Origin of the sequence: Streptomyces griseorubiginosus, from assembly GCF_036345115.1 — a bacterium.
Lineage (GTDB): Bacteria > Actinomycetota > Actinomycetes > Streptomycetales > Streptomycetaceae > Streptomyces > Streptomyces griseorubiginosus_C.
Window position 1 is genome coordinate 655,189 of sequence record NZ_CP107766.1, and the last position, 21,856, is coordinate 677,044.

Here is a 21,856-nt window from a genome sequence, read left to right on the forward strand (position 1 = left end):
GCTAGTGCGCCCCCGAGTGTCCCGGCAGTGTCCCAATCAGCCAACAAGACGGTGCTGCCGCGCTTTTGGGCGTCGTCGCTGGGCATCCGTGCTTCTAGGAAGGAGGGCCGTCGCATGACGACTCCCATCAGGCGCGTGTCCAGGCGCATGCCCGGCTGGGCGAAGGTACTCACCGCCGTCGTGGTGGTGCTCGTGGTGTTCTTCGCCGGTATCCGGCTCAGTGTGATCCCTGGCCTCAAGGACCTGTTCGGCACCGAGACCCACGACCGTTCGGGTCCCGCACTTCTGGAGTCCATCCAGGACATCAGCCGTTACGACGCCGCCTCCGGCAACTTCCAGGTCGTCGTGGACCTGGAGAAGGACACCAAGTTCCTGCCCGACGCGATCCGCGGCTCCCGCACCCTGTACGTCGGGGCGGGCGCCGTCGACGCCTATGTCGACCTCGGCAAGGTCGCCAAGAACGACGTGACGGTCAACGAGGACCGCACGGCCGCCACCCTGCGGCTGCCGCACGCCCAGCTGGGCAAGGCCACGCTGGACGCGGACCGCTCCTACGCGGTCTCCAAGCAGCGCGGTCTGCTCGACCGGCTCGGTGACTTCTTCTCCGACAACCCCAACAGCGAACAGGCCGTCCAGAAGCTCGCCGTCAGGCACATCACGGAGGCCGCGAAGGAGAGCGAGCTGACCAAGCGGGCGGAGACCAACACCACCAACATGCTCAAGGGTCTGCTGGGCTCGCTCGGTTTCAAGAAGGTCGAGGTCACCTACGGCAGCTGACCAGTCGCGCCACACGGCGGTGCCCACCAGCACCCCCGTGTGGCGCGGCGGCATTCTCGGGGCGTTCAGGGGTAATCGCCTTACCACACAGGGAAGTTGCAGAGTGGAGGAACCAATGGCCTGGGTGCTCTCACGTTCGCGAGCGGCGTCGGACGCCGGCACCGCCAAGACCGAACCCGCGGCGAAGCCCGCCCGCCCCCGGCGTAATCCGCTCTCCCTCGTCGTCCGCTTCGTGGCGATGGTGTTCGCCTTCGCGTTCATGGTGGCGTTCGCCGTCGTGCTGGCCCGGCTGACCCTGGAGCCCTCGCCCGCGTCGGTGGATCTGACCCACACCAACCTGCATCCCGGCGCCTCGCTCAAGGCCTATCTGGACCAGCCCGAGATGCGGGACGCCGTCAAGCAGATCGGCGGGAACATCCTGCTGGGCGTGCCGTTCGGGATCCTGGTGCCGATCATCGCTCCCAAGACCCGGGGGCTGCTGCGGATCGTCCTGCTGACGGCCGTGGTGATGCTGCTGGTCGAGTTCGCGCAGGGCGCCCTGGTGGAGGGGCGGGCCTTCGACATCGACGACGTCATCCTGAACACGTCCGGTGCCCTGATCGGCTACCTGCTGCTGGGACGGCGGCTGAGCCGCGCGGTGCACAAGAAGCCGGCGGCCACGAAGGCGTGAGGGCGCCTGAAGACCGCTACGACTGCAACGCCACCGCCGCCCAGCGGTGGGCCGTCAGTGCCGGGTCCAGGTGAACTTGTCGCCGCCGACCCAGCGGACCACGTCCGGGTCGTCCAGGTCGTGGACGGTGATGCCGAAGGCGGCGGCGGCCTCCAGGACGTCGGTGACGGTCCGCGCCTCACCGACCACCTCCCCGTCGATCTCCACGATCCGGAAGGGCGGCGTGGTCGGCTGGACCCCGAGTACCAGGATCCGCGGGTTCGCGATGTGTGGGCTCCCGATTTCGGTCATGTCTAGAGCGTAGAACGCGATGCGCGGGAGGGAGAGGCGAGCGTCATCCCCCGAGCAGGGTGCGGACCGCCGCCTCGACCGCGCCCTGGGTGGCCGGACACCCGAAGCCCCCGCGTTCGCCCAGCCGGGTGAGCGCGGGGGCCAGGTCGTGCCAGGCGTTCCGCTCCCAGTACGGGTACGACGGTCAGGGCGTCGGCGTCGACCAGCGCGCGGACGCGTAGGTCTCCCTGCCGATCCGGAAGAAGCCGAGGGGTGAGACCAGGGCGGTTGCCGGAACTGGTGCGAGTCTCAAGGGCGCCGCCACTCGTCGTCCCCGAGGTGCGAGCCGGCCTGCGGTCCCATGCGGAGCATCCCGCCGTCCACGCTCCAGGACGCGCCGGTGACGTAGGTGGCCTCGGGCCCGGCGAGGAAGGCGATCACCGCGGCGACCTCGCGTGCGTCGCCCGGGCGGCCGAGCGGCACACCGGGACGCTCCTGGGTGTGCACGTCGGTGTCCTCCTGGCCCGTCATCGGAGTGGCGATCTCGCCGGGCGCGACCGCGTTGACGGTGATGCCGTGCTCGGCGAGCTCCAGGGCCATGACCTGGGTCAGCAGGCCCAGTCCGCCCTTGGCCGCGCAGTAGGGGGCGGCCCCGACCCGCGGCTGGTGCTCGTGGACGGAGGTCACATTGACGATCCGGCCGCCGGAGCCCTGTCGGATCATGTGCCGGGCGGCCTTCTGACCGCACAGGAACGGTCCTACCAGGTCGACGTCGAGGACCTCGCGGACGGTGTCCAGCTCCAGGTCGAGGAAGGGCGTCATGGTGCCGGTGCCCGCGTTGTTGACCAGGACGTCGAGGCGGCCGAGCCGGTCGCACAGCTCGTCGACGGCGTCGGCGGCGACGGGCAGCCGGGTGAGGTCCATCTGCGCCACGGCGGCCCGCCGTCCGAGGGCGCGGACCTCGTCGGCGGTCTCCTCCGCGCCCTTGAGATCGCTGTGCCAGGTGATGCCGACGTCCATCCCCGCACGGGCCAGCCGGACGGCGGTGGCCCTGCCGATGCCGGAGTCGGCTCCGGTGATCACGGCCACCTTGCTGCGGGGTGCGGTGGGGGCGGACATCTCGGCCTCCTCGGGGGTGGGGGGGGACGTCGGGGTGCGGACCTCCGACGCCGCATCGCAGTACCCGAGGGCGCACCCGACAAACCGCCCGCCGCACGGACCGCTCCCCCGTCGTGCGCCCCCCGAGTCCCTGGGGAACTCTGGGTGGAGGAGGTGGCCATGGATCCCGTCGAGGCGCTGGAGCGGATCGCCTTCCTGCTGGAGCGGTCCCTGGCACCGACGTACCGCGTCCGTGCCTTCCGTACGGCGGCCCGGGTGCTGAGCGGGCTGCCCGCGGACGAGGTGCGCGAGCGGGCGGAGGCCGGCTCGCTGGAGTCACTCAAGGGCATCGGCCCGAAGACGGCCCAGGTGGTGCGGGAGGCCCTGGCCGGAGGGGTGCCGGGCTACCTGGAGAAGCTGGAGGGCGAGTCCGGCGCGCCGCGCACCGGCGGCGGCGAGAAGCTGCGGGCGCTGCTGCGCGGCGACTGCCATCTGCACTCCGACTGGTCGGACGGTGGCAGCCCGATCGAGGAGATGGGCCGGACCGCGGTGGAGCTCGGCCACGAGTGGGCCGTGCTCACCGACCACTCCCCCCGCCTCACCGTGGCCCGGGGGCTGTCCCCGGAGCGGCTGCGGGAGCAGCTGGACGTGGTCGCCGCACTGAACGAGACCTGGGCCCCCTTCCGGCTGCTCACCGGCATCGAGTGCGACATCCTCGACGACGGCTCGCTGGACCAGGAACCCGAACTCCTGGACCGCCTGGACGTGGTGGTGGTGTCCGTGCACTCCAAGCTGCGCATGGACGCCCGCGCGATGACCCGGCGGATGGTGGCGGCCGTACGGAATCCGCACGCGGACGTCCTCGGGCACTGCACCGGTCGGCTGGTGACCGGGCGGGGGCGGCCCGAGTCCGAGTTCGACGCGGACGAGGTGTTCGCCGCGTGCGCCGAGTCGGGCACGGCGGTGGAGATCAACAGCCGCCCGGAGCGCCTGGACCCGCCCCGCCGGCTGCTGCGCAGGGCGGTCGAGGCGGGCGTGCTGTTCTCCGTCGACACCGACGCGCACGCGCCCGGCCAGCTCGACTGGCAGATCCTCGGGTGCGCGCGGGCCGAGGAGTGCGGGGCGCCGGCCGGACGGATCGTGACCACCTGGAGCCTTCCCGAGCTGCTGGGCTGGTCCCGGGACGGGCGGGTGCCGTCCCGAGTGGCGACCGCCTGACGTGGTACCCGTCCGGCACGACAGGAAAGGAGCCTTCATGGAACGGGCGGCAGTGTTCGACGTCGACGGGACTCTCGTGGACACCAACCATCTGCATGTGACGACCTGGTGGGAGGCGTTCAGGCAAGCGGGCCACCAGGTACCGATGCACGCCGTCCACCGGGCCGTCGGGCTCGGCTCCGAGGACCTCGTCGCCCACCTGCTCGGTGAGGACCGCGACAAGGACCAGGACGCCGAGCTGAGCGCCGCCCACAAGGCTTTGTACGGGCAGTACTTCGACCGGCTGCCGGCCCTCCAGGACGCGGGCGCGCTGCTGCGGCGGCTCGATCGCGAGGGCTGGCGGGTGGTGCTCGCGACCTCGGCGGGCGGCGCCGAGCTGTCGGCGCTGCGCCGGGCGATCGCCGCGGACGACGCGATCATGGCCACCGCGAGCGCCGACGACGTCGAGGAGGGCAAGCCGTCCCCCGAACCCGTCGAGCACGCCCTGGAGTTGGCCGGGGTGCCGGCCGAACGGGCGGTCTTCGTCGGGGACACCGTCTGGGACATGCGGGCCGGCACCCGGGCCGGGGTGCGCTGCGTCGGGGTGCTGTGCGGCGGTGTCCCGCGCGCCGACCTGGAGGAGGCGGGCGCGCAGGCGATCTACGACGACCCGGCCCAGCTGCTGGCGAACCTGGCGGACAGCCCGCTGGCATGACGGACCGGAACACTCTGCCGACGACGCGTACGACCCAGGTGGTGCAGCACCCGTCCCGCCCGGCGCTCGCGCTGCGGCACGAGGCCAGGGCCGTCGGCCGGGCGGCCCGCGCCGCCTTCCACGGCCCCGGGCGGGAACGCGATCTGCTCGTCCAGTCCCTGAAGGCCTCGGCCGCCGCGATCCTGGCCTGGCTCGTGGCGGGCGTGTGGATGGGCGATCCGATGGCTTTGATGGCGCCCTGGGCGGCGGTCGTCCTCGTGCAGGCCACCGTGTACAGCTCTGTGTTGCAGGCCACGCGGCAGCTCGCCGCGATCTGCTGCGGGACGGTGCTGGCGGCGGTGGCGCTGGCCGTCACCGGGAGCACCCTGGGCGCGGTGGCGCTGTCCGTGCCGCCGCTGGTGCTGCTGGCGAACTGGCCGCGCTTCGGCGACCAGGGCATCTACGGAGCCACCACCGCGCTGTTCACCCTCGCCACCGGTGCCGCCGGAGCGTCCTCCGTCGGGCACCGGGTGGGGCAGGCGGCGCTCGGCGCGGTGATCGGCCTCGCCGTGAACGCGTTCGTGCTGCCCCCCATCCATCTGCGGGACGTCCGCGAGAACCTCGCGGCCCTGGCCCGGGAGGCGGGCGACGTCCTGCACACCGTGGCCGGTGATCTGCGCGAGGGCGAGTGGGACACCCAGGGGTGGTCGCATGCCTCGGGCCATCTGGAGCACCGGCTGGAGGCGCTGCGCTCCGCGCGCGGGTGGAGCCGGGAGAGCCTGCGGCTGACCGCCGCGCCCCTGCGTGCCGTACGGCGGCCTCCCGCGCCCGTCCCGCCGGAGCAGGAGGACGAACGCTGGAGCCGGGTCACCGGGCACGTCCGCGCGCTCACCCGGACCCTGGCGGTCGCCGCCGACGACGACCGCGCTCCCACCGCGCCCTCCGGGCCGGTGCTGGACGCCTACGCCCGGCTGCTGGAGCTGATCGGCGACGCCTGTCACGCCGAGAGCCGCCGGCTGCTCGGGGCCGGCGACGACGTACGACCGGACGAAGGAGCGCGGGAGGCGATGCGGGAGCTGCGTGCGCAGCTCCAGGACGGGCTGCGGGACCACGCCGGGCAGGGGGCCGAGGGAACGACGGTCCTCGGGACGCTGTTGCTCCAGGCCGAGAACCTGTGGAGCGAGACCGTTCCGACCGGCCGGGAGGGGTGACACAGCTCACCCGGAATCGGTCCCTGCCGAGGAACACCACAGGGTCGTTGCCCGTTGAACAGACCGTGGGTGCGGATGGGACAGTGTCCCCGGGCCTCACCTTTTGCCCACAGGGACGATCGTTCGGCTGAAGCCCTGTGGAGCCTTTCGCCGAGAGGCGACCGCCATCCGTGCCCACCACTTGACCGCCCCGACCGTGATTCCCCCGTCCGGTCGGGGCTTCCTCGTGTTCCGGCTGCCACGGCCCGGAGTGCGGCTTGACTTCGAGCGCACTCCAATTCGTAGCGTTCCGGTCATGAGCACTGCACAGCACAAGATCGGTTCGGGGTTCGGCGCCCACAGCACCGCCGACGACGTCCTCGCCGGCGTCGACCTGTCCGGCAAGCTCGCGATCGTCACCGGCGGCTACTCCGGGCTCGGCCTGGAGACCACCAGGGCCCTCACGAAGGCGGGCGCCCGGGTCGTCGTCCCGGCCCGCCGTCCCGACACCGCGAAGGAGGCCCTCGCCGGCCTCGACGGGGTGGAACTGGACGACCTCGACCTCGGCGACCTCGACAGCGTGCGCGCCTTCGCCGAGCGCTTCCTCGCCTCCGGCCGCACCGTCGACCTCGTCATCGACAACGCCGGGATCATGGCCTGCCCGGAGACCCGGGTCGGGCCCGGCTGGGAGGCGCAGTTCGCGACCAACCACCTCGGGCACTTCGCCCTGGTCAACCGTCTGTGGCCGGCCATCGAGCCGGGCGGCGCCCGCGTGGTGTCGGTGTCCTCGCGCGCCCACCACTTCCACGGCATGCGCTGGGACGACGTCCACTGGCGGACCGGCTACGACAAGTGGCAGGCCTACGGCCAGGCGAAGACGGCGAACGTCCTGTTCGCCGTGCACCTCGACAAGCTCGGCGCCGAGCGCGGGGTGCGGGCCTTCTCGCTGCACCCGGGCGGCATCCTCACCCCGCTCCAGCGCCACCTGCCCAAGGCGGAGATGGTGGAGCGCGGCTGGATCGACGAGCAGGGCAACGTGCTCAACCCGTCGGGGTTCAAGAGCCCGGAGCAGGGCGCGGCCACCCAGGTGTGGGCGGCGACCTCGCCCCAGCTGGCCGTTATGGGCGGTGTCTACCTGGAGGACTGCGACGTCGCCGAGCCCGCCGTGGACGGCGACCAGAGCAGCGGCGTCCGGGCCTGGGCGACGGACCCGGAGCAGGCGGCCCGGCTGTGGACGCTGTCGGCGGAGCTGACGGGCGTGAACGCGTTCGCCTGAGCCGCGCTCCGGCAGTTCCGGCGAGGTCCCTCAGTGGCCGGCCAGGTCCTTCGGCCCGTACAGCGCGGCGGGTGCCCCGGTCTCCAGCGCCCAGTAGCGGTCGCCGTACGACCAGTGCCACCACTCCGTCGGGTAGTTGACCAGGCCCGCCGCGCCCAGCGCCTGCCCCAGCACGGCCCGGTTGGCCTCGGCCTCCGCGGTGATGTTGCCTGCGCCCGTGTAGCAGGCGCCGTCGCTCTCCTCCGGGTTGGCGTTCATGGCGGTGCCCAGGTCGAGTTCGCGGCCGTCGGCGTCCACGAGCGTGAGGTCGACGGCCGCGCCGGCGCTGTGCGGGGCTATCTCGGGCGGGGAGACATAGCGGCTGGCCGCGGTCCTGATCCGGTCGGCGGACCAGTCCGGGTGGGCGGCGCGCAGCTCGTCGCCGTACTGCTCGAAGTACTGCCGCTGGAGGGCCGGTGGCCGGTATCCCTCCACGAAGAGCAGCCGCAGCCCGCCCGGCAGCAGGGCCTGCGCCGCGAGCAGCCGGTCGAGGACGCCCTGGCGCAGATGGACCTCGGCGCCCAGGGAGTCCTCGTGCTTGCGGTCGTCGACGAGGAGGTGACCGCGGACGTCCACCAGGGGCTCGCCGTTCTCCTCGACCGGTACGGCGGCCACGCGGGCGTCGGACATCAGGATGATCTCGCTCATGGGGTGATCCTCTCGCGGCCGGAGTCCGCGCCGTGCACCGCGTGTATCGCCGAGGGCCGGGTACTCGGGCGGTTCCCCCCGCCCCAGCGGCCCGAAGGAGCCGAAGGTGAGCACTTCAAGCGGCAGCAGGATCGTGGTCACGGGCGCCACCGGCAACGTGGGAACCAGCGTGGTGCGCCTTCTCTCCGAGGATCCGGAGGTGGGCTCCGTACGGGGCCTGGCCCGGCGGATCCCGGACTGGTCGCCCGCCCGGACCGAGTGGTCGGCGGTGGATCTCGCGTCCGCGCAGGCGGATCTGGCCGAGGAGTTCGCGGGCGCCGACGCGGTGGTCCATCTGGCGTGGGCGTTCCAGCCGACGCACGACCCGGCGGCGACCTGGCGCACCAACGTCCTGGGCTCCATCCGGGTGTTCGAGGCGGTGGCGGCGGCCAAGGTGCCGGTACTGGTGCACGCCTCCTCCGTGGGCGCGTACTCCCCGGGTCCGAAGGAGCACGCGGTGGACGAGTCGTGGCCGACGCACGGCTGGCCGGACGCCGCGTACTGCCGGGAGAAGGCGTATCTGGAGCGGGCACTGGACACCTTCGAACGCGACCACCCTGCGGTCCGGGTCGTCCGGATGCGTCCGGCGTTCCTCTTCAAGCGGGAGTCGGCGAGCGAGCAGCGCCGGATCTTCGGCGGCCGTTTCCTGCCCGGCCAGCTGGCCCGGCCCGAGCTGCTGCCGTTCCTGCCGGACATCCCCGGGCTGCGGGTGCAGGCCCTGCACACCGACGACGCGGCGCGGGCCTATGCGCTGGCGGTGCACTCGGACGTCCGGGGCGCCTTCAACCTGGCGGGCGAGCCGCCGGTGGACGCGGAGCTGCTGGCCGGGATGCTCGACGCCCGTCCGGTACGGCTGCCGCGCACCGCGGCCCGCTCGGCGATCGCGGCCGCGTGGGGCCTGCACCTGCTCCCCGCCTCCCCGCACCTGTTCGACGCGGTCCTGCGGTTGCCGCTGATGGACTGCACGCGGGCGCGTACGGAACTCGGCTGGCACCCGGAGCACACGGCCGGCGAGGTCCTGGAGGAGTTCCTCCACGGGATGCAGCAGGGCGCGGGGGCCCGGACGGAGCCGATGAAGGGCCGCAAGGCCGGCTGAGGCCCCGGCCCGGATCCGGCGGGAGGCACGGCGAAGCCTGCCGAGCCCCGGCCGAAACCCGGCAAAGGCTCGGCGCATGCCTGCCGAGCCCCGGCCAGGACCCCGCGGAGGCTCGCTGCATGCCTGCCGAGCCCCGGCCGGGCCGGGTGGTTCTCAGCCGGAGGACTCCTGTGCTCCCGGGTGCTCCGGGTGCACGGTGTCCGACCGCTCCGCCCCCTGCCGGCCGGTGCCCGCCTCGTCGGTGTCGGGGACGTCCTCGGACTGGTCGGCGGTGGGCTCGTCCTCGCCCGGCACGGTGGCGACCTCCCAGGGGTCCTCGCCCTCGCCCGCCTGCTGGTCCGGCAGGTCCCGCGGGATCGGGTCGCCGTTCTCGCCCGGCCCTTCGTTGCGGTGGTCCACGACGTCCTCCCTGTTCGTTCTCGGCGTCGGCGGGAGCGCGAGTACCTCCGCGCAGGTCGGCGAAACGTCAGCGCGGGGCGCGCTCGTCCAGGGCGGCCCGCCAGGCCGGCGCGGGCCCCTCGGGCGGGGGCTCGGGACGCCGGCCGCCGCGGGCGAAGAAGTCCGCGAGCGGGAGGATGGCCGCGCCGACGGTGACCGCGTCGGGGCCGAGCCGGCCGAGGTCGACGGTCACCTTCCCGGCCGGGTACCGCAGCGCGTACGCCGTCGCGTGCCGCCGTACGGCGGGCAGGAACCGTGCGCCCAGCTGGAGCCCGGCCCAGCCGCCGATGAGGATGCGCTCGGGCTGGAAGAGGTTGATCAGGTCGGACAGTCCGGCGCCCAGGTACTCGGCGGTCTCCTCCAGGACGGCGAGCGCCACCGGGTCGGCCGGGGTCCCGTCCGCGGGGTGGGCGGCGGCGAGCAGGGCGGTCAGCGCGGTCTCCTCGTCGACGCCCTCGGGCGGCCGGCCCCCTTCCTCGCGCCAGCGTTCCAGCAGCGACTCGGCGCCGGCGTAGGCCTCCAGGCAGCCGAGGGCTCCGCAGCGGCAGCGGCGCCCTCTGACCCGTACGGTCAGATGCCCCCATTCGACCGCCCGGCCGTGCTCCACCTCGGGGGTGACCAGGCAGGCGCCGACGCCGGACCCGAAGAGGACCACCACCGCGCTGCGGGCCCCGCGGCCGCCGCCGAACCACATCTCGGCCTGGCCGAGGGTCTTGGCGCCGTTGTCGATGAAGTACCGGACGCCGCCGGGCAGCGGGGGGCCGGTGCGCAGCAGCGCTTCCAGCGGGACGGCGTCCCAGCCGATGGTCTGTCCGTGCACGACGGCCCCGTCGTCCGGGTTGTGCGCGACGATGCCCGGCACCCCGATGCCGACGCCGAGCAGCCGCTCCGGCTCGACGGCGGCGTCCGCGAGCACCTCGGCGATGCCGTCGCGGATGTGGCCGACGACGACCTCGACATCGTAGCCGCGCCCGGTCAACGGGCGTTCGGCGCGGGCGAGTTCGGTCAGGGTGAGGTCGAACAGCTCGACGCGGACCCGCGTCTCGCCGACGTCGACGCCGATCATGTGCCCGCTGTGGGGCGCCACCCGCAGCAGGGTGCGGGGGCGGCCGCCGTCGGAGTCGACGCTGCCGGCCTCCTCGACCAGCCCGTCGGTCACCAGGTCGGCCACGACGTTGCTGACCGAGCCCGAGCTGAGCCCGGTGGCGGGGCCGAGTTCGAAGCGGCTGAGGGGGCCGTCGAACCAGAGGCGCTGCAGGACGGCCGTGCGGTTGGCGCGTCTGAGGTCGCGTACGGTGCGTCCGTTCAAGGGATCCGGACTCCCGTGAGCCGGGCGAGGGCCTCGATCTCGTCCAGGGCGGCGACGAGTTCCGGTGCCACCGCCGACTGGACCCAGCGCTCCTTCTCGACGTCGACCGCCCGGGGGACCGTCTCGGTGAGCATGATCAGGTAGAGATAGGCCCGGTAGAGGGCCAGCCGTACCCGGGCCGGGACGTCGAACTCGGCCCGGCCGCCCGCCTCCCGGTAGCCGGCGAGGAACGCCTCGTCCTTCCTGATGTCCCCCAGCAGCGCGAGGGAGACGAAGTCGGCGAGGGGGTCGCCCCAGAACATCCGCTCGCCGTCGATGAGCCCGCCGATGCGCGGCTCCCCGCCGGCCGGTCGGTCGACGAGGATGTTGCCGTCCCACAGGTCGAAGTGGACCAGCGCGGGGACGGTGACGTCGTCGAGTGCCGGGGACCCGGCCCGGACCGTGGCCGCCACCTGTTCGACGGACCGGGGCAGCCGCGCCTCGTAGTCCCGGGCGTCGTCGAGGACCGCCTCGATCATGGTGGTGAACGCGGTCCGCCAGTCGGGGGCGAGCGGCCCGAGGGCGCGGGACGGGTAGCCGAAGCCCGGCCCGGTCACCGAGTGCAGCCGCGCCACCTGGCGGCCCAACTCACGGCGCAGAGGCGGGCGTTCGGAATCGGTGACCGAGGTGTCCCAGGGCACTCCGGGGCAGGCCGTCATCAGCAGATGCGGTACGGCCGCGTCGGCGCCGGCGCCGAAGGCCACCACGTGCGGCGCCGCGACCTCGGCCTCGGCGGCCCTGCGGTAGAACTCGGCCTCGGCGACGAGGAGTCCGCGCTCGTGGCGCAGGCCGGGAACGGTGGCCGCGGGCGGGACCTTGACCACGTACCTGGTGCCGTCGGTGAGGAGGAGCTCCTCGACGGTGTTGTACGTACCGCCGCTCAGAGGCCGGACCCCGGCGAGCCGACCGGGGTCGAGGCCGGCGTCCTCCAACACCTGCCGAGCCCACTCCCAGGAGTCCGCCAACGTCCCGCCCCTTCCCTCACCCCGCGGCGTGCACGTCCTCGACGTGACGCCCATAACGGCCGGCCGTCTCGTCGGCGTCCGGCGTGTGCTCCGGAACAGGGTACGCAGCGCGTCCCGCACGCCGGGGGCCATTCGTGATCCGTCTCCGCCGGCATGCCGCTCGCACGCCACCCGTTCTCTCTCTTCGTCCAGGTGCGGCGCGCACCCGGGATCGACGCACACGCGTGCACGACAGATCCGTTCCTGGTCGGCCACGTCAGGCCCCCACCCGCGCATGAGGCCGAGGTACGGCTTGCAGGGCGATGTCCACGGTGGCGTGAAGGGCCGCTCGGGTCGCGCCGGCGGTCGCGTGTACGGCGTTGCCCTCGCTGACGACCATGACGTAGCGGGCGAGTGCGTGCGGGTCGGCGCCCGTGGGAAGGTCGCCCTCCTCGACGGCGCGGGCCAGACGCTGTGCGAGGGCGCGCTCGCCGGCGAGGCGGCTGTCGGCCAGGAACCGGGCGATGCGGCCGCCGTCGCCACCCTCGGCCAGGCCGCCCTGCACGGACAGGCATCCTGAGGGGCGGTCGGGGCGGGTGAGGGCGTCCGCGTTGGCGCGGAGGAAGGACTCGATGACGGCGTAGGCCGTCGGTTCCGCGAGAGCCTCACGGGCGTAGGCCATGTCGGCCTCGGCGTAGCGGGCGACGGCACGGTGGAAGAGCTGCTCCTTGTTGCCGAACGCCGCGTACATGCTCGTGCGGTTGATGCCCATCGCCTCGGTGAGGTCGGCGAGCGAGGCACCGTCGTAGCCCTGGCGCCAGAAGACCTCCACCGCACGGTCCAGCGCGGCCTCCGCGTCGAAGCCCCGGGGTCTGCCGCGTACCGCCATGACGCCCTCCTGCTGTCGGTCCCCGAAATTTTAACCGATCGGTACGGAATAGCTGTCGCAACGCCGCGGTTCTCCCCGGCGAACGACTTGAGTACCGAGCGGTACAGAAAAGGAGAGCCCCTCATGGGACAGCTCGACGGCAAGACCGCCCTCGTCACCGGTGCCACCTCCGGCATCGGCCTGGCCGCGGCACGACGGCTCGCGGCGGAAGGCGCCCACGTCTTCCTCACCGGCCGCCGCAAGGAGGCGCTCGACGAGGCGGTGGCCTCCATCGGCGACCGCGCCACGGGAGTACGAGCCGATGTCGCCGACCTCGGCGACCTCGACCGCCTCTTCGACGAGATCCAGCGGCACGGCAGCCTCGACATCGTCTTCGCCAACGCGGGCGGCGGAGAGTTCGCGGCCCTGCCCGACATCACCTGGGACCACTACGCCGACACCTTCAACACCAACGTGGCGGGCACCCTGTTCACCGTGCAGAAGGCGCTCCCGCTGCTCAACCCGGGCGCCTCGATCATCGTGACCGGCTCCAACATCGACACCAAGGGCGCCGCCTCCTTCAGCGTGTACGCCGCGACCAAGGCCGCACTGCGCTCCCTGACCCGCAGCTGGGCGGCGGAACTCGTCACCCGCGGCATCCGCGTCAACAGCATCGCGCCCGGCCCGATCGAGACGCCCGGCCTCAGCGGTCTCGCGGGTGGTCCCGAGGCGGCCGAACAACTGCTCCAGGGCCTGGCCGCCGGAGTCCCCATGCAGCGGCTCGGCCGCCCGGAGGAGATCGCCGAGACGGTCCTCTTCCTCGCCGGTGAGGCCAGCAGCTACATGACCGGTGCCGAGATGTACGTCGACGGCGGCGCAAGCCAGATCTGACCACCACCGCAACCGACCATCCCGATCCACGCCCCTGACACGGGCGCGCCGGGGCGGCCTGCCGAGCCGGCCGGTCGCCCCGGGCACCCCCGACACCCTTGAAGGAATCATGCGCACCGTGACCGATCTGCTCGCAGCCAACCTGCACGAAGTCTTCGGCAACCGCGACGCCGCAACCCGCCGCGCGACCGTCGACCGCATCTACACCGAGGACGTCGTCTTCACCGACCCCGAGGGCACGACCACCGGCCGTGACGCTCTAGCGGACAAGGCCGCCGCCCTCCTCGCCGACGCCCCGGCCGACTTCGAGTTCACGGAGGACGGCCTGCGCTACGCCGGTCCCGACACGGGGGCACTCGCCTGGGCCTTCGGTCCGCCCGGCGCGCCCGCCGTCCGTGGGATCGACGTCATCACCGCCCGGGAGGGAAGGATCGCCGCCGTCATGACGATGTTCACCGCCTGACCTCCGTCACGGTGTGACGAATCCGGGCGCCGAGTCGCACCTCGCCGCCGTCCCCGCCCCCTCCGGCGCCCCGAAGCGGGCCAGCGTGTGCCAGACCATCTTCAGGTGCTGGAGTTCGTACCGTCCCGTGCGGGCGGCGTCGCCGATGATCCGGGGGTCGACCAGTCCGTCCTCGGCGATGCTCGCGCCCAGGTCGGCGTACTCCTGACCGCGGTAGTCGGCGTGGTGGTACAGCTCGGCGACGGTGATGCGGTAGCCGGGGTGCCACTCGACGGGGACGGGCAGCCGGCGCGCGGCGGCCTCGACGGGGGTGTCGCGGTAGCTCGCGTCCAGGACGAGGGCCTCCACATGGCGGGCCAGGTCGACGCCGCCGTGCACCTGGGCCTCGATGTAGTCGTTGAGGGGGTCCTGCTCGTCGGCCTCCGCGAGGGCGATCAGGGACATGCCGGATGCGACGCCGAAGTGGACCGGCTCGGCGGCGCTGTCGGGGTAGCAGAAGGTGGCGCGGGCGAGGGGCTCGCCGGTCAGCCGGAAGTGCGAGGAGCCGAACCGCGGTGCCGCGCCGACGACTTGACGGCGGAAGTTCAGCGCGCCGTACACGGGCCGTTCGTGCGCGGCCGCGTCGTCGTAGGCGCCGCCGAAGATCCGGCTCTCCCAGCGCCAGCGGTCGCCGCCGGGGTGCGCGGTCAGTCCGCCGTTGCTGGTGCCGGTGACGAACTGCGAGTGGTAGACGCCGTCCTGGGCCAGCGCCTCCAGCAGGGGCAGGCCGCGGGCCAGCCGGTCCGGGTGGAAGTTCAGCGTGACGCGCACGTCCGGGGCGACGGCCGGCCCCTCCGACACGGCCGCCACATGGTTCAGTGCCGCCCGCGCCCGGGCCGACCTCACTGGACTCACGGCTTCCCTCCTCGGCGATCTACTGGATGATCACCCGAAGTGGCGGAAGCCCGCACCTCATTTGACGGATTCCGGCCCGACGGACAGCACGATCTTGCCCCGGTTGCCGCGCTGCTCCAGCCGCTCGTGGGCGGCCCGTGCCTCCTCCAGCGGTACGACCGTCTCGACGGGCACACGATAGCCGCCGGCCGCGACCCGCTCGGCGAGTTCCCGCAGGTCGGGACGCGGATCGTAGCCGTGGAGCTGGAGGTTGGTGAGCTGGAAGCCGAGGATCGAGGCGTTCTTGGGATAGAAGTCACGGGTGTCGACGGTGCTCGGCTCCAGGGCCACATTGGCGAGCGCGACGACCCGGCCGCCGTGTCCCACCTCACGCAGGCTGAGCCCGAAGGCCCGGCCCCCGACGGTGTCGAGGACGACGTCGGCGCCGTGGCCGTCGGTGAGCCGCAGCACCTCCTCGACCTCGGCGTCGCCGGAGTGGACGGAGGTGTCGACGGTGACGTCGGCGCCGAACTCCCCCGCCCAGGCGGCCTTCTCGGCCGATCCGGCCAGGGCGATCACCCGCGCCCCCGCCTCGGCGGCGATCTGCACGGCCGCGGTGCCGACACCGCTCGCCGCCGCCTTCACCACCACGGTGTCGCCCTTGGCGACGCGGGCGAGGTGCCGCACGCAGTACCAGGCGCTGAGCCAGGCGATGGGCAGGGTGGCGGCCCGCGTGAGGTCCACGCCGTCGGGGAGCACGACCACGTTGGTGGCGGACACCGTGGCCAACTCCGCGTAGAAACCCGATGACTTGCCGCCGTCCAGGGCCATGACCCGCTGCCCCGGCGCCAGTTCCGTCACGCCCTCCCCCACCTCGACGACGACACCCGCCGCCTCGGCACCCGGGATCAGCGGCGGCCGGCCGGCGCGGTGGTAGCGGCCGGCCCGGAGCAGGGCGTCCGCCCGGTTCACCCCGGCCGCGGCGATCCGCACCAGCACCTCGCCGGGACCCGGCACCGGATCGGGCACCTCCACCGGCACCAGGACCTCCGGTCCGCCGAACCTGTCGATCCGCACCGCACGCATACCGCACCCGCTCTCTCCCACAGCCGCACCGAGGCGACTGACACCAGTTGAACTGGTGTCAGCCTCCGACACTGGTTCAACTGGTGTCAAGGGGGTGCGCCACGCGACCTGACACCGCATGAACCGGTGTACGCTCGATGCCATGACCGCCAGCCCCGCCCCCGCCGACCCGGCGCTCGCGTTCCCCTTCATCGGCGGGCGTCCCTGCCTGGACTTCGTCGCGACCCTCGGCAAGCGGCACGCCACCCCGCTGGAGCGCCTCCCGGACACCGATGCCCTCGCGCGCTGGTTCACGGAGGCGGAGCTGGCCGCCGGGGCGGAGCCGGTCCAGGTGAGCGCGCGGGACCTGGCGGACGCCCGGCTGCTGCGGGAAGCCGTGTACCGCCTGGTCAGAGCCGTGATGGCGGGCGAGGAGCCGGATCCGGCCGACGTGGCCCGGGTCAACGCGGTCGCCGCCCAACCGGACCTCGCACCCCAGTTGGGGGCGGCCCGCTGGACGGCCCGCGGACCGGCCCGCGCGGCCCTCGCGACGGTGGCCCGGGACGCCGTGCTCCTGGTACGGGGGCCGCTCCTGGAGCGCGTCAAGGAATGCGAGAACCCGGGCTGTTCCCTGCTGTTCCTGGACGACTCACAGGCCCGGCGCCGCCGTTGGTGTTCGATGGACCGCTGCGGGAACCTGGCGAAGATCGCCGGGTACCGGTCGCGGAGCCGGGCCGCCACCACGGGGTGACACCCCGCTGGAACGGTGTGGTGGCCGCCGTCACGGCCCCCGCCCCTTGCCCCCGACCGGCCTGAGCCAACAAGGTGGGGCTGCCTTGCGGACCGGTACGGTCTGCAAGGGATGTGTGGACGCTTCTGTGAAACGGGAACAGAGCACAGCATGCGAGTTGTACGTGAGTGGACGGCGTCCGTCGTTGCCTATGCGAAGCGGCGCCGGGACCCCGTGGTCGTGCAGACCCTGCGGTCGGCGGCCGCGGCGACCATCGCGTACGTCATCGCGCTGCGCCTCAGTCCCGAGGCGGCGCCCCTCACCGCGCCGCTGACCGCGCTGCTCGTCGTGCAGGTCACCCTGTACTCCACGCTCACCACCGGCATCCGCCGGGTGAACTCGGTGGTGACCGGGGTCCTCGTCGCCATCGCCTTCAGTCTGCTGGTGGGTCTGACCTGGTGGAGCCTGGGCCTGCTGATCGTGGCGTCACTGGTGGTCGGACGGCTGGTGCGGGTCGAGGAGTTCGTGCCCGAGGTGGCGATCAGCGCGATGCTGGTCCTCGGCGTGACCACCGTCGGGGACACCGCCTGGGCGCGGGTCCTGGAGACCCTGATCGGCGCGGTCGTGGGGCTGGCCTGCAATCTGCTGCTCGCTCCCCCGGTGTGGGTGGACGAGGCCGGTGAGTCGATCGAGGGGCTGGCCCGCCGGGTGCGGAGGCTGATGCTGCGGATGGGCGAGGAGGCCGCGGGCCGGCCGCCCGTGGAACTGGCGACCGCCCGGCTGTACGAGGCGCGCGAGCTCGACCACGACATCGTCGAGGTGGACGCCGCGCTCCGGCAGGCCGAGGACAGCCTCAAGCTCAACCCCAGGGTGAAGGAGGGCCTGCTGCACCGGGTGGTGCTGCGCACCGGCCTGGACACCCTGGAGATCTGCACGGTGGTGCTGAGGGTGCTCGCCCGCACCCTCACCGACCTCGCCAAGGAACGCGACCCCTTCGCCGACGAACCCGGCCCGCTCGACAAGGACCAGGATCCCGAACCGCTGTTCGGGCCGGAGACCGGTCGTACGGTGGAGCAGCTGCTGTCCGAGATCGGCGACGCCGTGGTCAGCTTCGCCGTCCTGGTCACCACCCACGTCAGTGTGAGCGCCGAGTCCGCGGAGGCGCGGCTCACGGCCGAACTGCGCCAGGCCTCCGCCACCCGGGACAAGCTGGCCCAGCTGCTGCTGGAGGAGATCCAGCGCGACGCCCGTCACTGGCAGCTGCACGGTGCCGTCCTCACCGAGGTCAACCGCATCCTCGACGAGCTGGACACCGAGCACCGCTCCCGCCGCCTCCTGGAGGAGCTGGACCGGGCCTCCCGCGAGCAGCGGGAGCGGATGCCGCGCCTGACCCGGTTGCAGGAGAGCTGGCGCCGGAACCGCACGGCACTCGCCCGTCGTTCTAGGTGAGGCAGGCACTGCGATCAAGGGGGCGGGTTGATGACCGACACGAGCGTGCGGATCGACGGGAACACACTGCGACTGCCGGGCGGTGCGGCCGTGCGGTTCATCCGCACCCTGCGGCTGCCAGAGACGGGCACGCATCCGCTGCCGCCGGGGCTCGGCGAGTTCCCGGTGCGCCGCGTCTCCGACCACCCCGACACCGTGCCGGAGCAGTGGCGGGCGCGCGGCGGTGTGATGCTGCCGGTGTATCTGCGGGAGGCGATGTGGCTGAGCTTCGGCGGCACCACCGAGCCCGTCGCCCTCCAGGTCGGGGTGGGCAAGGTGTGCGCGGTCTCCGGCACGCCCTGGAGCGACCGGCTCGCCCGTGATCCGCAGAACTACGTGGTCCTGCCCCGCCAGCCCTGGCTGGACGGCATCAACTCCGGCAAGGGGACGGTCCGCCAGTTCGTGGCGGTGCCGCTCGGTCTCGGCGCGACCGTCGAGGGGCAGGTCACCGGCGAGGAGGTCTGGGGCGGCGTACAGCTCCAGTCGTTCCCGCTGAGCGAGAAGCGGCTGGCCGAGTGGCGGGAGACGCAGCAGCGGATGCGCTCGGCGAGCGGGCCGGCCATGGGCTACGGCGCCGCCGCGCCCATGGCCATGGCGGCGCCCGCGGCCCCGGCGGCGGCACCCCGCAGCGCTCCCGCGATGGGGCTCGGCGTCGGCGGCTCGATGCGCCAGGAGGTCTACCGGGACGACCGGCCCCTGTCCGACTGGGCCGGCACTGCGGCCGGGCGGGTGTTCGTGCACCTGGTGACTCCGCCCGAGTGGCGCCGCATCACCGGTGAGGCTCCCCCGCCGTCCCCCGTGGACCGCGCCGCGTACACGAGGGCCGGGCTGCCCTGGTTCGACTACTACGACCAGGACGGGGAGGACCTGGCCCCGGCGGACGCCCTGGACGGGGTGAAGCCGGTCGGGGACTGGCTGGGGGACGATCACGAGCCCTGGGAGGCGCCGACGTCGTCGCAGGTCAAGCCGCTGGGGGACGCGCCGGGCAAGCCGGTGCAGGACGGCGACTGGTAGCGGTCGGCCGGTCCCGGTTTGCACGGGCCGGGTGATCCGGGCGAAGGTGGCTGTTCAGGTCCGAGACGGTCGATCACCCGGGGTGCGCAGGGATGGAGAGTGCGAACGGCGGCTGGAGCAGGCGCCGGTTCGTCGGTGTCCTCGCGGGAGCGGGCTCGGCACTCGTGGGCTGCTCGACGTCGTCCGGGGCGCGGTCGGAGTCGGCGTCCCCGTCGAAGACGGCAAACTCACCGGCGCCCCCTTCACCGAGCCCGAGTCCGACAGGCACCCGGTACCGCCGGGCAGCGACCGGACCCCGCCCCCTCTACCTGGGCACGTACACCACGGTGGAAGGCGGCGGCCCCGGCATCGGTCTGGCCACCTATGACGCCGTCAGCGGCCGTATCACCGGCACCGGAACGATCACCGGCGTCACCAACCCCTCCTACCTCGCCCTGCACCCCGACGGCCGCACGCTGTACGCGGTCGCCGAGCAGGACGCCGGCGCCGTGACCGCCGTACGCCTGGCCGACCGCAAGGTCCTCGGGAGCCGGAGCACCGGCGGGGCGGGGCCGTGCCATCTGTCCGTGCATCCGGGCGGGCGCTGGCTGCTCAGCGCGAACTACGGCTCCGGCAGTGTGGCCGTGCACCCGATCGACGCCTCGGGAGCGCTCGGCGAGCGCAGGGAGACGGTCACGCACTCGAGTCCCGCGCCGGGTCCCGGCCAGGACGGCCCGCACGCCCACCAGTTCCTCACCAGTCCCGACGGCGGCCATGTGCTCGCGGTCGACCTCGGGACCGACACCGTCTACACCTACCGCCTGAACGAGCGCACCGGCGCGCTCACCCAGGTGGCACAGGCGCACACCCGGCCCGGTGCCGGACCGCGCCACCTGACCTTCCATCCCGGGGGCCGGTACGCCTATCTGGCCAACGAGAGCGACAACACGGTGGCGGTCTGCGCGTACGACCGCGCGAGCGGCCGGCTGACCGTCGGGGCGGCCCAGTCCACGGGCACGGGGGCGGGCACCAGCTACCCGGCGCAGTTCCTGGTCACCGCGAACGGCTCGTTCGCGTATCTCGCCAACCGCGGCGACAACAGCCTGACCCGCTACGCGGTGGAGGCGGACGGCGCCCGGCTGCGGCTGCTGGACACCGTGCCGGTGCGCGGTGACTTCCCGCGGCACATCGCCTTCTCGCCGGACGGGACGCTGCTCTTCGCGGCGAACCAGCGGTCCGGCACCGTCAGCGTCTTCCACGTGAACGCGAAGAGCGGTGCACTGCGGCCCGCCGGCGAGCCGTTCGCCTCACCCGTCGCCGTCTGTGCGCTGCCGCTGTAGGGCGCGCTGGCAGGATGCGGCGCTCGCCTGGGTCAGCAGGACGTGCATGCGCTCCGTCAGCCGCGCCACGTCGTCGGCGGGCGCGTGGAACGGCAGGCGTACGTCGCCGTGGGCGCGGGCGCGCTCGATGCGCAGGGTCAGTCCGTGCCGGTCCACGGCGAGGGGCTGGACGCGGACCGCGCCGTGGAGGCTGTCGGAGTCGACGAGCCGGGTGAGCCGCTCGACGGCGTCGGGGTGGCAGTCGGCGAGGTGGGTGAGCAGCCGGGCCTCGGCGGTGGCGAGCGGGTCGGGCGCGGCGGCGGCGAACTCGTCCAGGTCGACGACGACCGCCCCGGACGGCCGGCGCAGCACCACGCGGGTGGCCTTGAAGTCCAGCTTGCCGTCCGCGGGGACGAACCAGCCGGCGATCCACAGCCGGGCGCGGATCCGGCTGCGCACGGGGACGGGGGCCACGTCGGCGAACTCCAGGACGGCGGACGGCTCGCCGCGGGGCGCGCAGATCGCGGCCGCCACGAGGGTGCTGTCCTCGGGCACGTCCAGCGTCACGCGGCCGTCCTCGGTGACGGTGTGCGCGCCGACGAACTCCTCGCGGCCGCCCTCCGCGGTCACCGCGCAGGACCAAGCGGCGGCGAGCACCGACCGGGCGTGTTCCGCCGCGGAAGGCGCGGCCGTCCAGGGTTGGCTGTCACCCATCCGTTCCTCCTAAGGTAAGGCTTGCCTAACCTATCGAAGATCGGCGATGAAGCCAACCTTGGGACGGGTGACGGACGTGCGACTTCCGGTCAGGGCGTGAGAACGCCCAGCAGTGCCCGTGCGCACAGGTCGCGCACCTGCTCACGGGTGAGGTCCGAGCCGCGCAGCCACTCCAGGCAGACGGCCGTGGTGAAGGCCAGCCAGCCGCGGACGGCCAGCTGGACGTCAGGACGCCCCTGCGCCGCCGGGCCGAACTCCGGGTCGGCGGCCAGCGCGGCGAGGATCTGCCGCTCCTGTGCGGCCAGCGCCCGCTGGTAGACCCGGCGCACGGCCTGGTCCCCGGCCGCGTCGGCGCGGTGGAAGGCACGGAAGCCGTGCGCGTGGGCGTGGACGTACTCCAGATACGTGTCGACCCCGGCCGTGAGCTGCTCGCGCACCGGGATGCCGGGCACGGCGGCCGTCATGGCCAGCATCCGCTCGCTCTCCCGCTCGACGACCGCCGCGAAGAAGTCCCGCTTGGTCGGGAAGTAGTGGTAGAGCAGCCCGCGCGAGACGCCGGCGATCTCGGCGACCTGCTCGATCCACACGTCGTCGTACGGACTCTCCGAGAACAGCCTCGCCCCCACCGACAGGAGCTGCTCGCGGCGCTCCCCGGTGCTGAGCCTGCGGCGCGTGCGCTCGCCCTGCTTCCCGGCCATGCCCGCACTTTACTTGACGCCGGTTCAACA

24 protein-coding genes are annotated in these 21,856 nt (G+C 73.2%); 13 read left to right on the forward strand and 11 right to left on the reverse strand.

The window, feature by feature from the left end; genetic code table 11:
- Positions 1-114 precede the first annotated feature (114 nt).
- Both OHN19_RS03055 and OHN19_RS03060 read left to right on the forward strand, forming a co-directional pair.
- Positions 115-777 carry a DUF4230 domain-containing protein gene (locus OHN19_RS03055; protein ID WP_330262599.1) on the forward strand — a complete coding sequence of 221 codons (663 nt, stop codon included), beginning with the start codon at positions 115-117 and terminating at the stop codon, positions 775-777.
- Between the two features lie 115 nt (positions 778-892).
- Positions 893-1,447: a VanZ family protein gene (locus OHN19_RS03060; RefSeq protein ID WP_330262600.1), complete on the forward strand. Its 555-nt coding sequence runs from the start codon at positions 893-895 to the stop codon at positions 1,445-1,447.
- 54 nt (positions 1,448-1,501) lie between these two features.
- Here the strand turns inward: OHN19_RS03060 and OHN19_RS03065 are convergent, their stop codons facing one another.
- Together OHN19_RS03065 and OHN19_RS03070 are read right to left on the reverse strand one after the other, a co-directional pair.
- Positions 1,502-1,738, reverse strand: coding sequence for a hypothetical protein (locus OHN19_RS03065; protein ID WP_330262601.1), 237 nt, complete (start codon positions 1,736-1,738; stop codon positions 1,502-1,504).
- A 288-nt stretch (positions 1,739-2,026) separates the two neighbouring features.
- Positions 2,027-2,836 (reverse strand): SDR family oxidoreductase, encoded by an 810-nt coding sequence (locus OHN19_RS03070; protein WP_330262602.1) that lies wholly within the window; start codon positions 2,834-2,836, stop codon positions 2,027-2,029.
- A 159-nt stretch (positions 2,837-2,995) separates the two neighbouring features.
- Between OHN19_RS03070 and OHN19_RS03075 the strand changes: the two genes are divergently transcribed.
- The 4 genes from OHN19_RS03075 (at position 2,996) to OHN19_RS03090 (ending at position 7,172) form a co-directional block, all read left to right on the forward strand.
- Positions 2,996-4,033, forward strand: a complete 1,038-nt coding sequence (locus OHN19_RS03075; protein WP_330262603.1) for a PHP domain-containing protein — start codon at positions 2,996-2,998, stop codon at positions 4,031-4,033.
- Positions 4,034-4,070: 37 nt separating this feature from the next.
- Positions 4,071-4,727, forward strand: coding sequence for an HAD family hydrolase (locus OHN19_RS03080; protein ID WP_330262604.1), 657 nt, complete (start codon positions 4,071-4,073; stop codon positions 4,725-4,727).
- Positions 4,724-5,917, forward strand: coding sequence for an FUSC family protein (locus OHN19_RS03085; protein ID WP_391192591.1), 1,194 nt, complete (start codon positions 4,724-4,726; stop codon positions 5,915-5,917). The genes OHN19_RS03080 and OHN19_RS03085 overlap by 4 nt, the downstream gene beginning before the upstream one ends.
- A gap of 295 nt (positions 5,918-6,212) precedes the next feature.
- Entirely contained in the window at positions 6,213-7,172 is a 960-nt protein-coding gene (locus OHN19_RS03090) for an SDR family NAD(P)-dependent oxidoreductase (RefSeq protein WP_330262605.1), read from the forward strand.
- Positions 7,173-7,202: 30 nt separating this feature from the next.
- Here the strand turns inward: OHN19_RS03090 and OHN19_RS03095 are convergent, their stop codons facing one another.
- On the reverse strand, positions 7,203-7,859 hold the full coding sequence (locus tag OHN19_RS03095; protein ID WP_330262606.1) for a M15 family metallopeptidase: 657 nt from the start codon (positions 7,857-7,859) through the stop codon (positions 7,203-7,205).
- A gap of 106 nt (positions 7,860-7,965) precedes the next feature.
- Here OHN19_RS03095 and OHN19_RS03100 point away from each other — a divergent pair, with 106 nt between their 5' ends.
- Complete coding sequence (locus OHN19_RS03100; protein ID WP_330262607.1) at positions 7,966-8,994, forward strand: SDR family oxidoreductase; 1,029 nt, start codon at positions 7,966-7,968, stop codon at positions 8,992-8,994.
- Between the two features lie 153 nt (positions 8,995-9,147).
- Here the strand turns inward: OHN19_RS03100 and OHN19_RS03105 are convergent, their stop codons facing one another.
- From OHN19_RS03105 to OHN19_RS03120, 4 genes are all read right to left on the reverse strand, one after another.
- Entirely contained in the window at positions 9,148-9,393 is a 246-nt protein-coding gene (locus OHN19_RS03105; protein ID WP_330262608.1) for a hypothetical protein, read from the reverse strand.
- 67 nt (positions 9,394-9,460) lie between these two features.
- Positions 9,461-10,741 (reverse strand): ROK family transcriptional regulator, encoded by a 1,281-nt coding sequence (locus OHN19_RS03110; protein WP_330262609.1) that lies wholly within the window; start codon positions 10,739-10,741, stop codon positions 9,461-9,463.
- Positions 10,738-11,745: an aminoglycoside phosphotransferase family protein gene (locus OHN19_RS03115; protein WP_330262610.1), complete on the reverse strand. Its 1,008-nt coding sequence runs from the start codon at positions 11,743-11,745 to the stop codon at positions 10,738-10,740. Before OHN19_RS03115 ends, OHN19_RS03110 begins: the two co-directional genes overlap by 4 nt.
- 256 nt (positions 11,746-12,001) lie before the next feature.
- Positions 12,002-12,613, reverse strand: a complete 612-nt coding sequence (locus OHN19_RS03120; RefSeq protein WP_330262611.1) for a TetR/AcrR family transcriptional regulator — start codon at positions 12,611-12,613, stop codon at positions 12,002-12,004.
- A gap of 123 nt (positions 12,614-12,736) precedes the next feature.
- On the opposite strand from OHN19_RS03120, the gene OHN19_RS03125 reads away from it, so the two are divergent.
- Together OHN19_RS03125 and OHN19_RS03130 are read left to right on the forward strand one after the other, a co-directional pair.
- Entirely contained in the window at positions 12,737-13,483 is a 747-nt protein-coding gene (locus tag OHN19_RS03125; RefSeq protein WP_330262612.1) for an SDR family NAD(P)-dependent oxidoreductase, read from the forward strand.
- Positions 13,484-13,592: 109 nt separating this feature from the next.
- The gene (locus OHN19_RS03130) at positions 13,593-13,946 is read left to right on the forward strand and encodes a nuclear transport factor 2 family protein (RefSeq protein ID WP_330262613.1); all 354 of its coding nucleotides are present in this window, start codon (positions 13,593-13,595) and stop codon (positions 13,944-13,946) included.
- Between the two features lie 6 nt (positions 13,947-13,952).
- On the opposite strand, the gene OHN19_RS03135 is transcribed toward OHN19_RS03130, so the two are convergent.
- Positions 13,953-14,840, reverse strand: coding sequence for a DUF3626 domain-containing protein (locus OHN19_RS03135; protein WP_330262614.1), 888 nt, complete (start codon positions 14,838-14,840; stop codon positions 13,953-13,955).
- A gap of 57 nt (positions 14,841-14,897) precedes the next feature.
- Positions 14,898-15,905 carry a quinone oxidoreductase family protein gene (locus OHN19_RS03140; RefSeq protein WP_330262615.1) on the reverse strand — a complete coding sequence of 336 codons (1,008 nt, stop codon included), beginning with the start codon at positions 15,903-15,905 and terminating at the stop codon, positions 14,898-14,900.
- Positions 15,906-16,047: 142 nt separating this feature from the next.
- Here OHN19_RS03140 and OHN19_RS03145 point away from each other — a divergent pair, with 142 nt between their 5' ends.
- From OHN19_RS03145 to OHN19_RS03160, 4 genes are all read left to right on the forward strand, one after another.
- Entirely contained in the window at positions 16,048-16,635 is a 588-nt protein-coding gene (locus OHN19_RS03145; protein WP_330262616.1) for a CGNR zinc finger domain-containing protein, read from the forward strand.
- A 150-nt stretch (positions 16,636-16,785) separates the two neighbouring features.
- Positions 16,786-18,063 carry an FUSC family protein gene (locus tag OHN19_RS03150; RefSeq protein ID WP_330262617.1) on the forward strand — a complete coding sequence of 426 codons (1,278 nt, stop codon included), beginning with the start codon at positions 16,786-16,788 and terminating at the stop codon, positions 18,061-18,063.
- Positions 18,064-18,093: 30 nt separating this feature from the next.
- Positions 18,094-19,116 carry a hypothetical protein gene (locus tag OHN19_RS03155; protein WP_330262618.1) on the forward strand — a complete coding sequence of 341 codons (1,023 nt, stop codon included), beginning with the start codon at positions 18,094-18,096 and terminating at the stop codon, positions 19,114-19,116.
- 92 nt (positions 19,117-19,208) lie between these two features.
- Positions 19,209-20,435 (forward strand): lactonase family protein, encoded by a 1,227-nt coding sequence (locus OHN19_RS03160; RefSeq protein ID WP_330262619.1) that lies wholly within the window; start codon positions 19,209-19,211, stop codon positions 20,433-20,435.
- On the opposite strand, the gene OHN19_RS03165 is transcribed toward OHN19_RS03160, so the two are convergent.
- Complete coding sequence (locus OHN19_RS03165; RefSeq protein ID WP_330262620.1) at positions 20,403-21,128, reverse strand: DUF2470 domain-containing protein; 726 nt, start codon at positions 21,126-21,128, stop codon at positions 20,403-20,405. The genes OHN19_RS03160 and OHN19_RS03165 overlap by 33 nt on opposite strands.
- 89 nt (positions 21,129-21,217) lie before the next feature.
- Complete coding sequence (locus OHN19_RS03170; protein WP_330262621.1) at positions 21,218-21,826, reverse strand: TetR/AcrR family transcriptional regulator; 609 nt, start codon at positions 21,824-21,826, stop codon at positions 21,218-21,220.
- Between the last annotated feature and the right edge of the window lie 30 nt (positions 21,827-21,856).

Bases quoted from the DNA above. Each gene is read 5' to 3' on its own strand.
- OHN19_RS03060 (WP_330262600.1), top strand. From the start codon at position 893: ATGGCCTGGGTGCTCTCACGTTCGCGAGCGGCGTCGGACGCCGGCACC.
- OHN19_RS03155 (WP_330262618.1), top strand. From the start codon at position 18,094: ATGACCGACACGAGCGTGCGGATCGACGGGAACACACTGCGACTGCCG.
- OHN19_RS03150 (WP_330262617.1), top strand. From the start codon at position 16,786: ATGCGAGTTGTACGTGAGTGGACGGCGTCCGTCGTTGCCTATGCGAAG.
- OHN19_RS03070 (WP_330262602.1), bottom strand. From the start codon at position 2,836: ATGTCCGCCCCCACCGCACCCCGCAGCAAGGTGGCCGTGATCACCGGA.
- OHN19_RS03095 (WP_330262606.1), bottom strand. From the start codon at position 7,859: ATGAGCGAGATCATCCTGATGTCCGACGCCCGCGTGGCCGCCGTACCG.
- OHN19_RS03120 (WP_330262611.1), bottom strand. From the start codon at position 12,613: ATGGCGGTACGCGGCAGACCCCGGGGCTTCGACGCGGAGGCCGCGCTG.
- OHN19_RS03130 (WP_330262613.1), top strand. From the start codon at position 13,593: ATGCGCACCGTGACCGATCTGCTCGCAGCCAACCTGCACGAAGTCTTC.
- OHN19_RS03065 (WP_330262601.1), bottom strand. From the start codon at position 1,738: ATGACCGAAATCGGGAGCCCACACATCGCGAACCCGCGGATCCTGGTA.
- OHN19_RS03165 (WP_330262620.1), bottom strand. From the start codon at position 21,128: ATGGGTGACAGCCAACCCTGGACGGCCGCGCCTTCCGCGGCGGAACAC.
- OHN19_RS03170 (WP_330262621.1), bottom strand. From the start codon at position 21,826: ATGGCCGGGAAGCAGGGCGAGCGCACGCGCCGCAGGCTCAGCACCGGG.
- OHN19_RS03090 (WP_330262605.1), top strand. From the start codon at position 6,213: ATGAGCACTGCACAGCACAAGATCGGTTCGGGGTTCGGCGCCCACAGC.
- OHN19_RS03075 (WP_330262603.1), top strand. From the start codon at position 2,996: ATGGATCCCGTCGAGGCGCTGGAGCGGATCGCCTTCCTGCTGGAGCGG.
- OHN19_RS03145 (WP_330262616.1), top strand. From the start codon at position 16,048: ATGACCGCCAGCCCCGCCCCCGCCGACCCGGCGCTCGCGTTCCCCTTC.
- OHN19_RS03140 (WP_330262615.1), bottom strand. From the start codon at position 15,905: ATGCGTGCGGTGCGGATCGACAGGTTCGGCGGACCGGAGGTCCTGGTG.
- OHN19_RS03160 (WP_330262619.1), top strand. From the start codon at position 19,209: ATGGAGAGTGCGAACGGCGGCTGGAGCAGGCGCCGGTTCGTCGGTGTC.
- OHN19_RS03055 (WP_330262599.1), top strand. From the start codon at position 115: ATGACGACTCCCATCAGGCGCGTGTCCAGGCGCATGCCCGGCTGGGCG.
- OHN19_RS03085 (WP_391192591.1), top strand. From the start codon at position 4,724: ATGACGGACCGGAACACTCTGCCGACGACGCGTACGACCCAGGTGGTG.
- OHN19_RS03125 (WP_330262612.1), top strand. From the start codon at position 12,737: ATGGGACAGCTCGACGGCAAGACCGCCCTCGTCACCGGTGCCACCTCC.
- OHN19_RS03080 (WP_330262604.1), top strand. From the start codon at position 4,071: ATGGAACGGGCGGCAGTGTTCGACGTCGACGGGACTCTCGTGGACACC.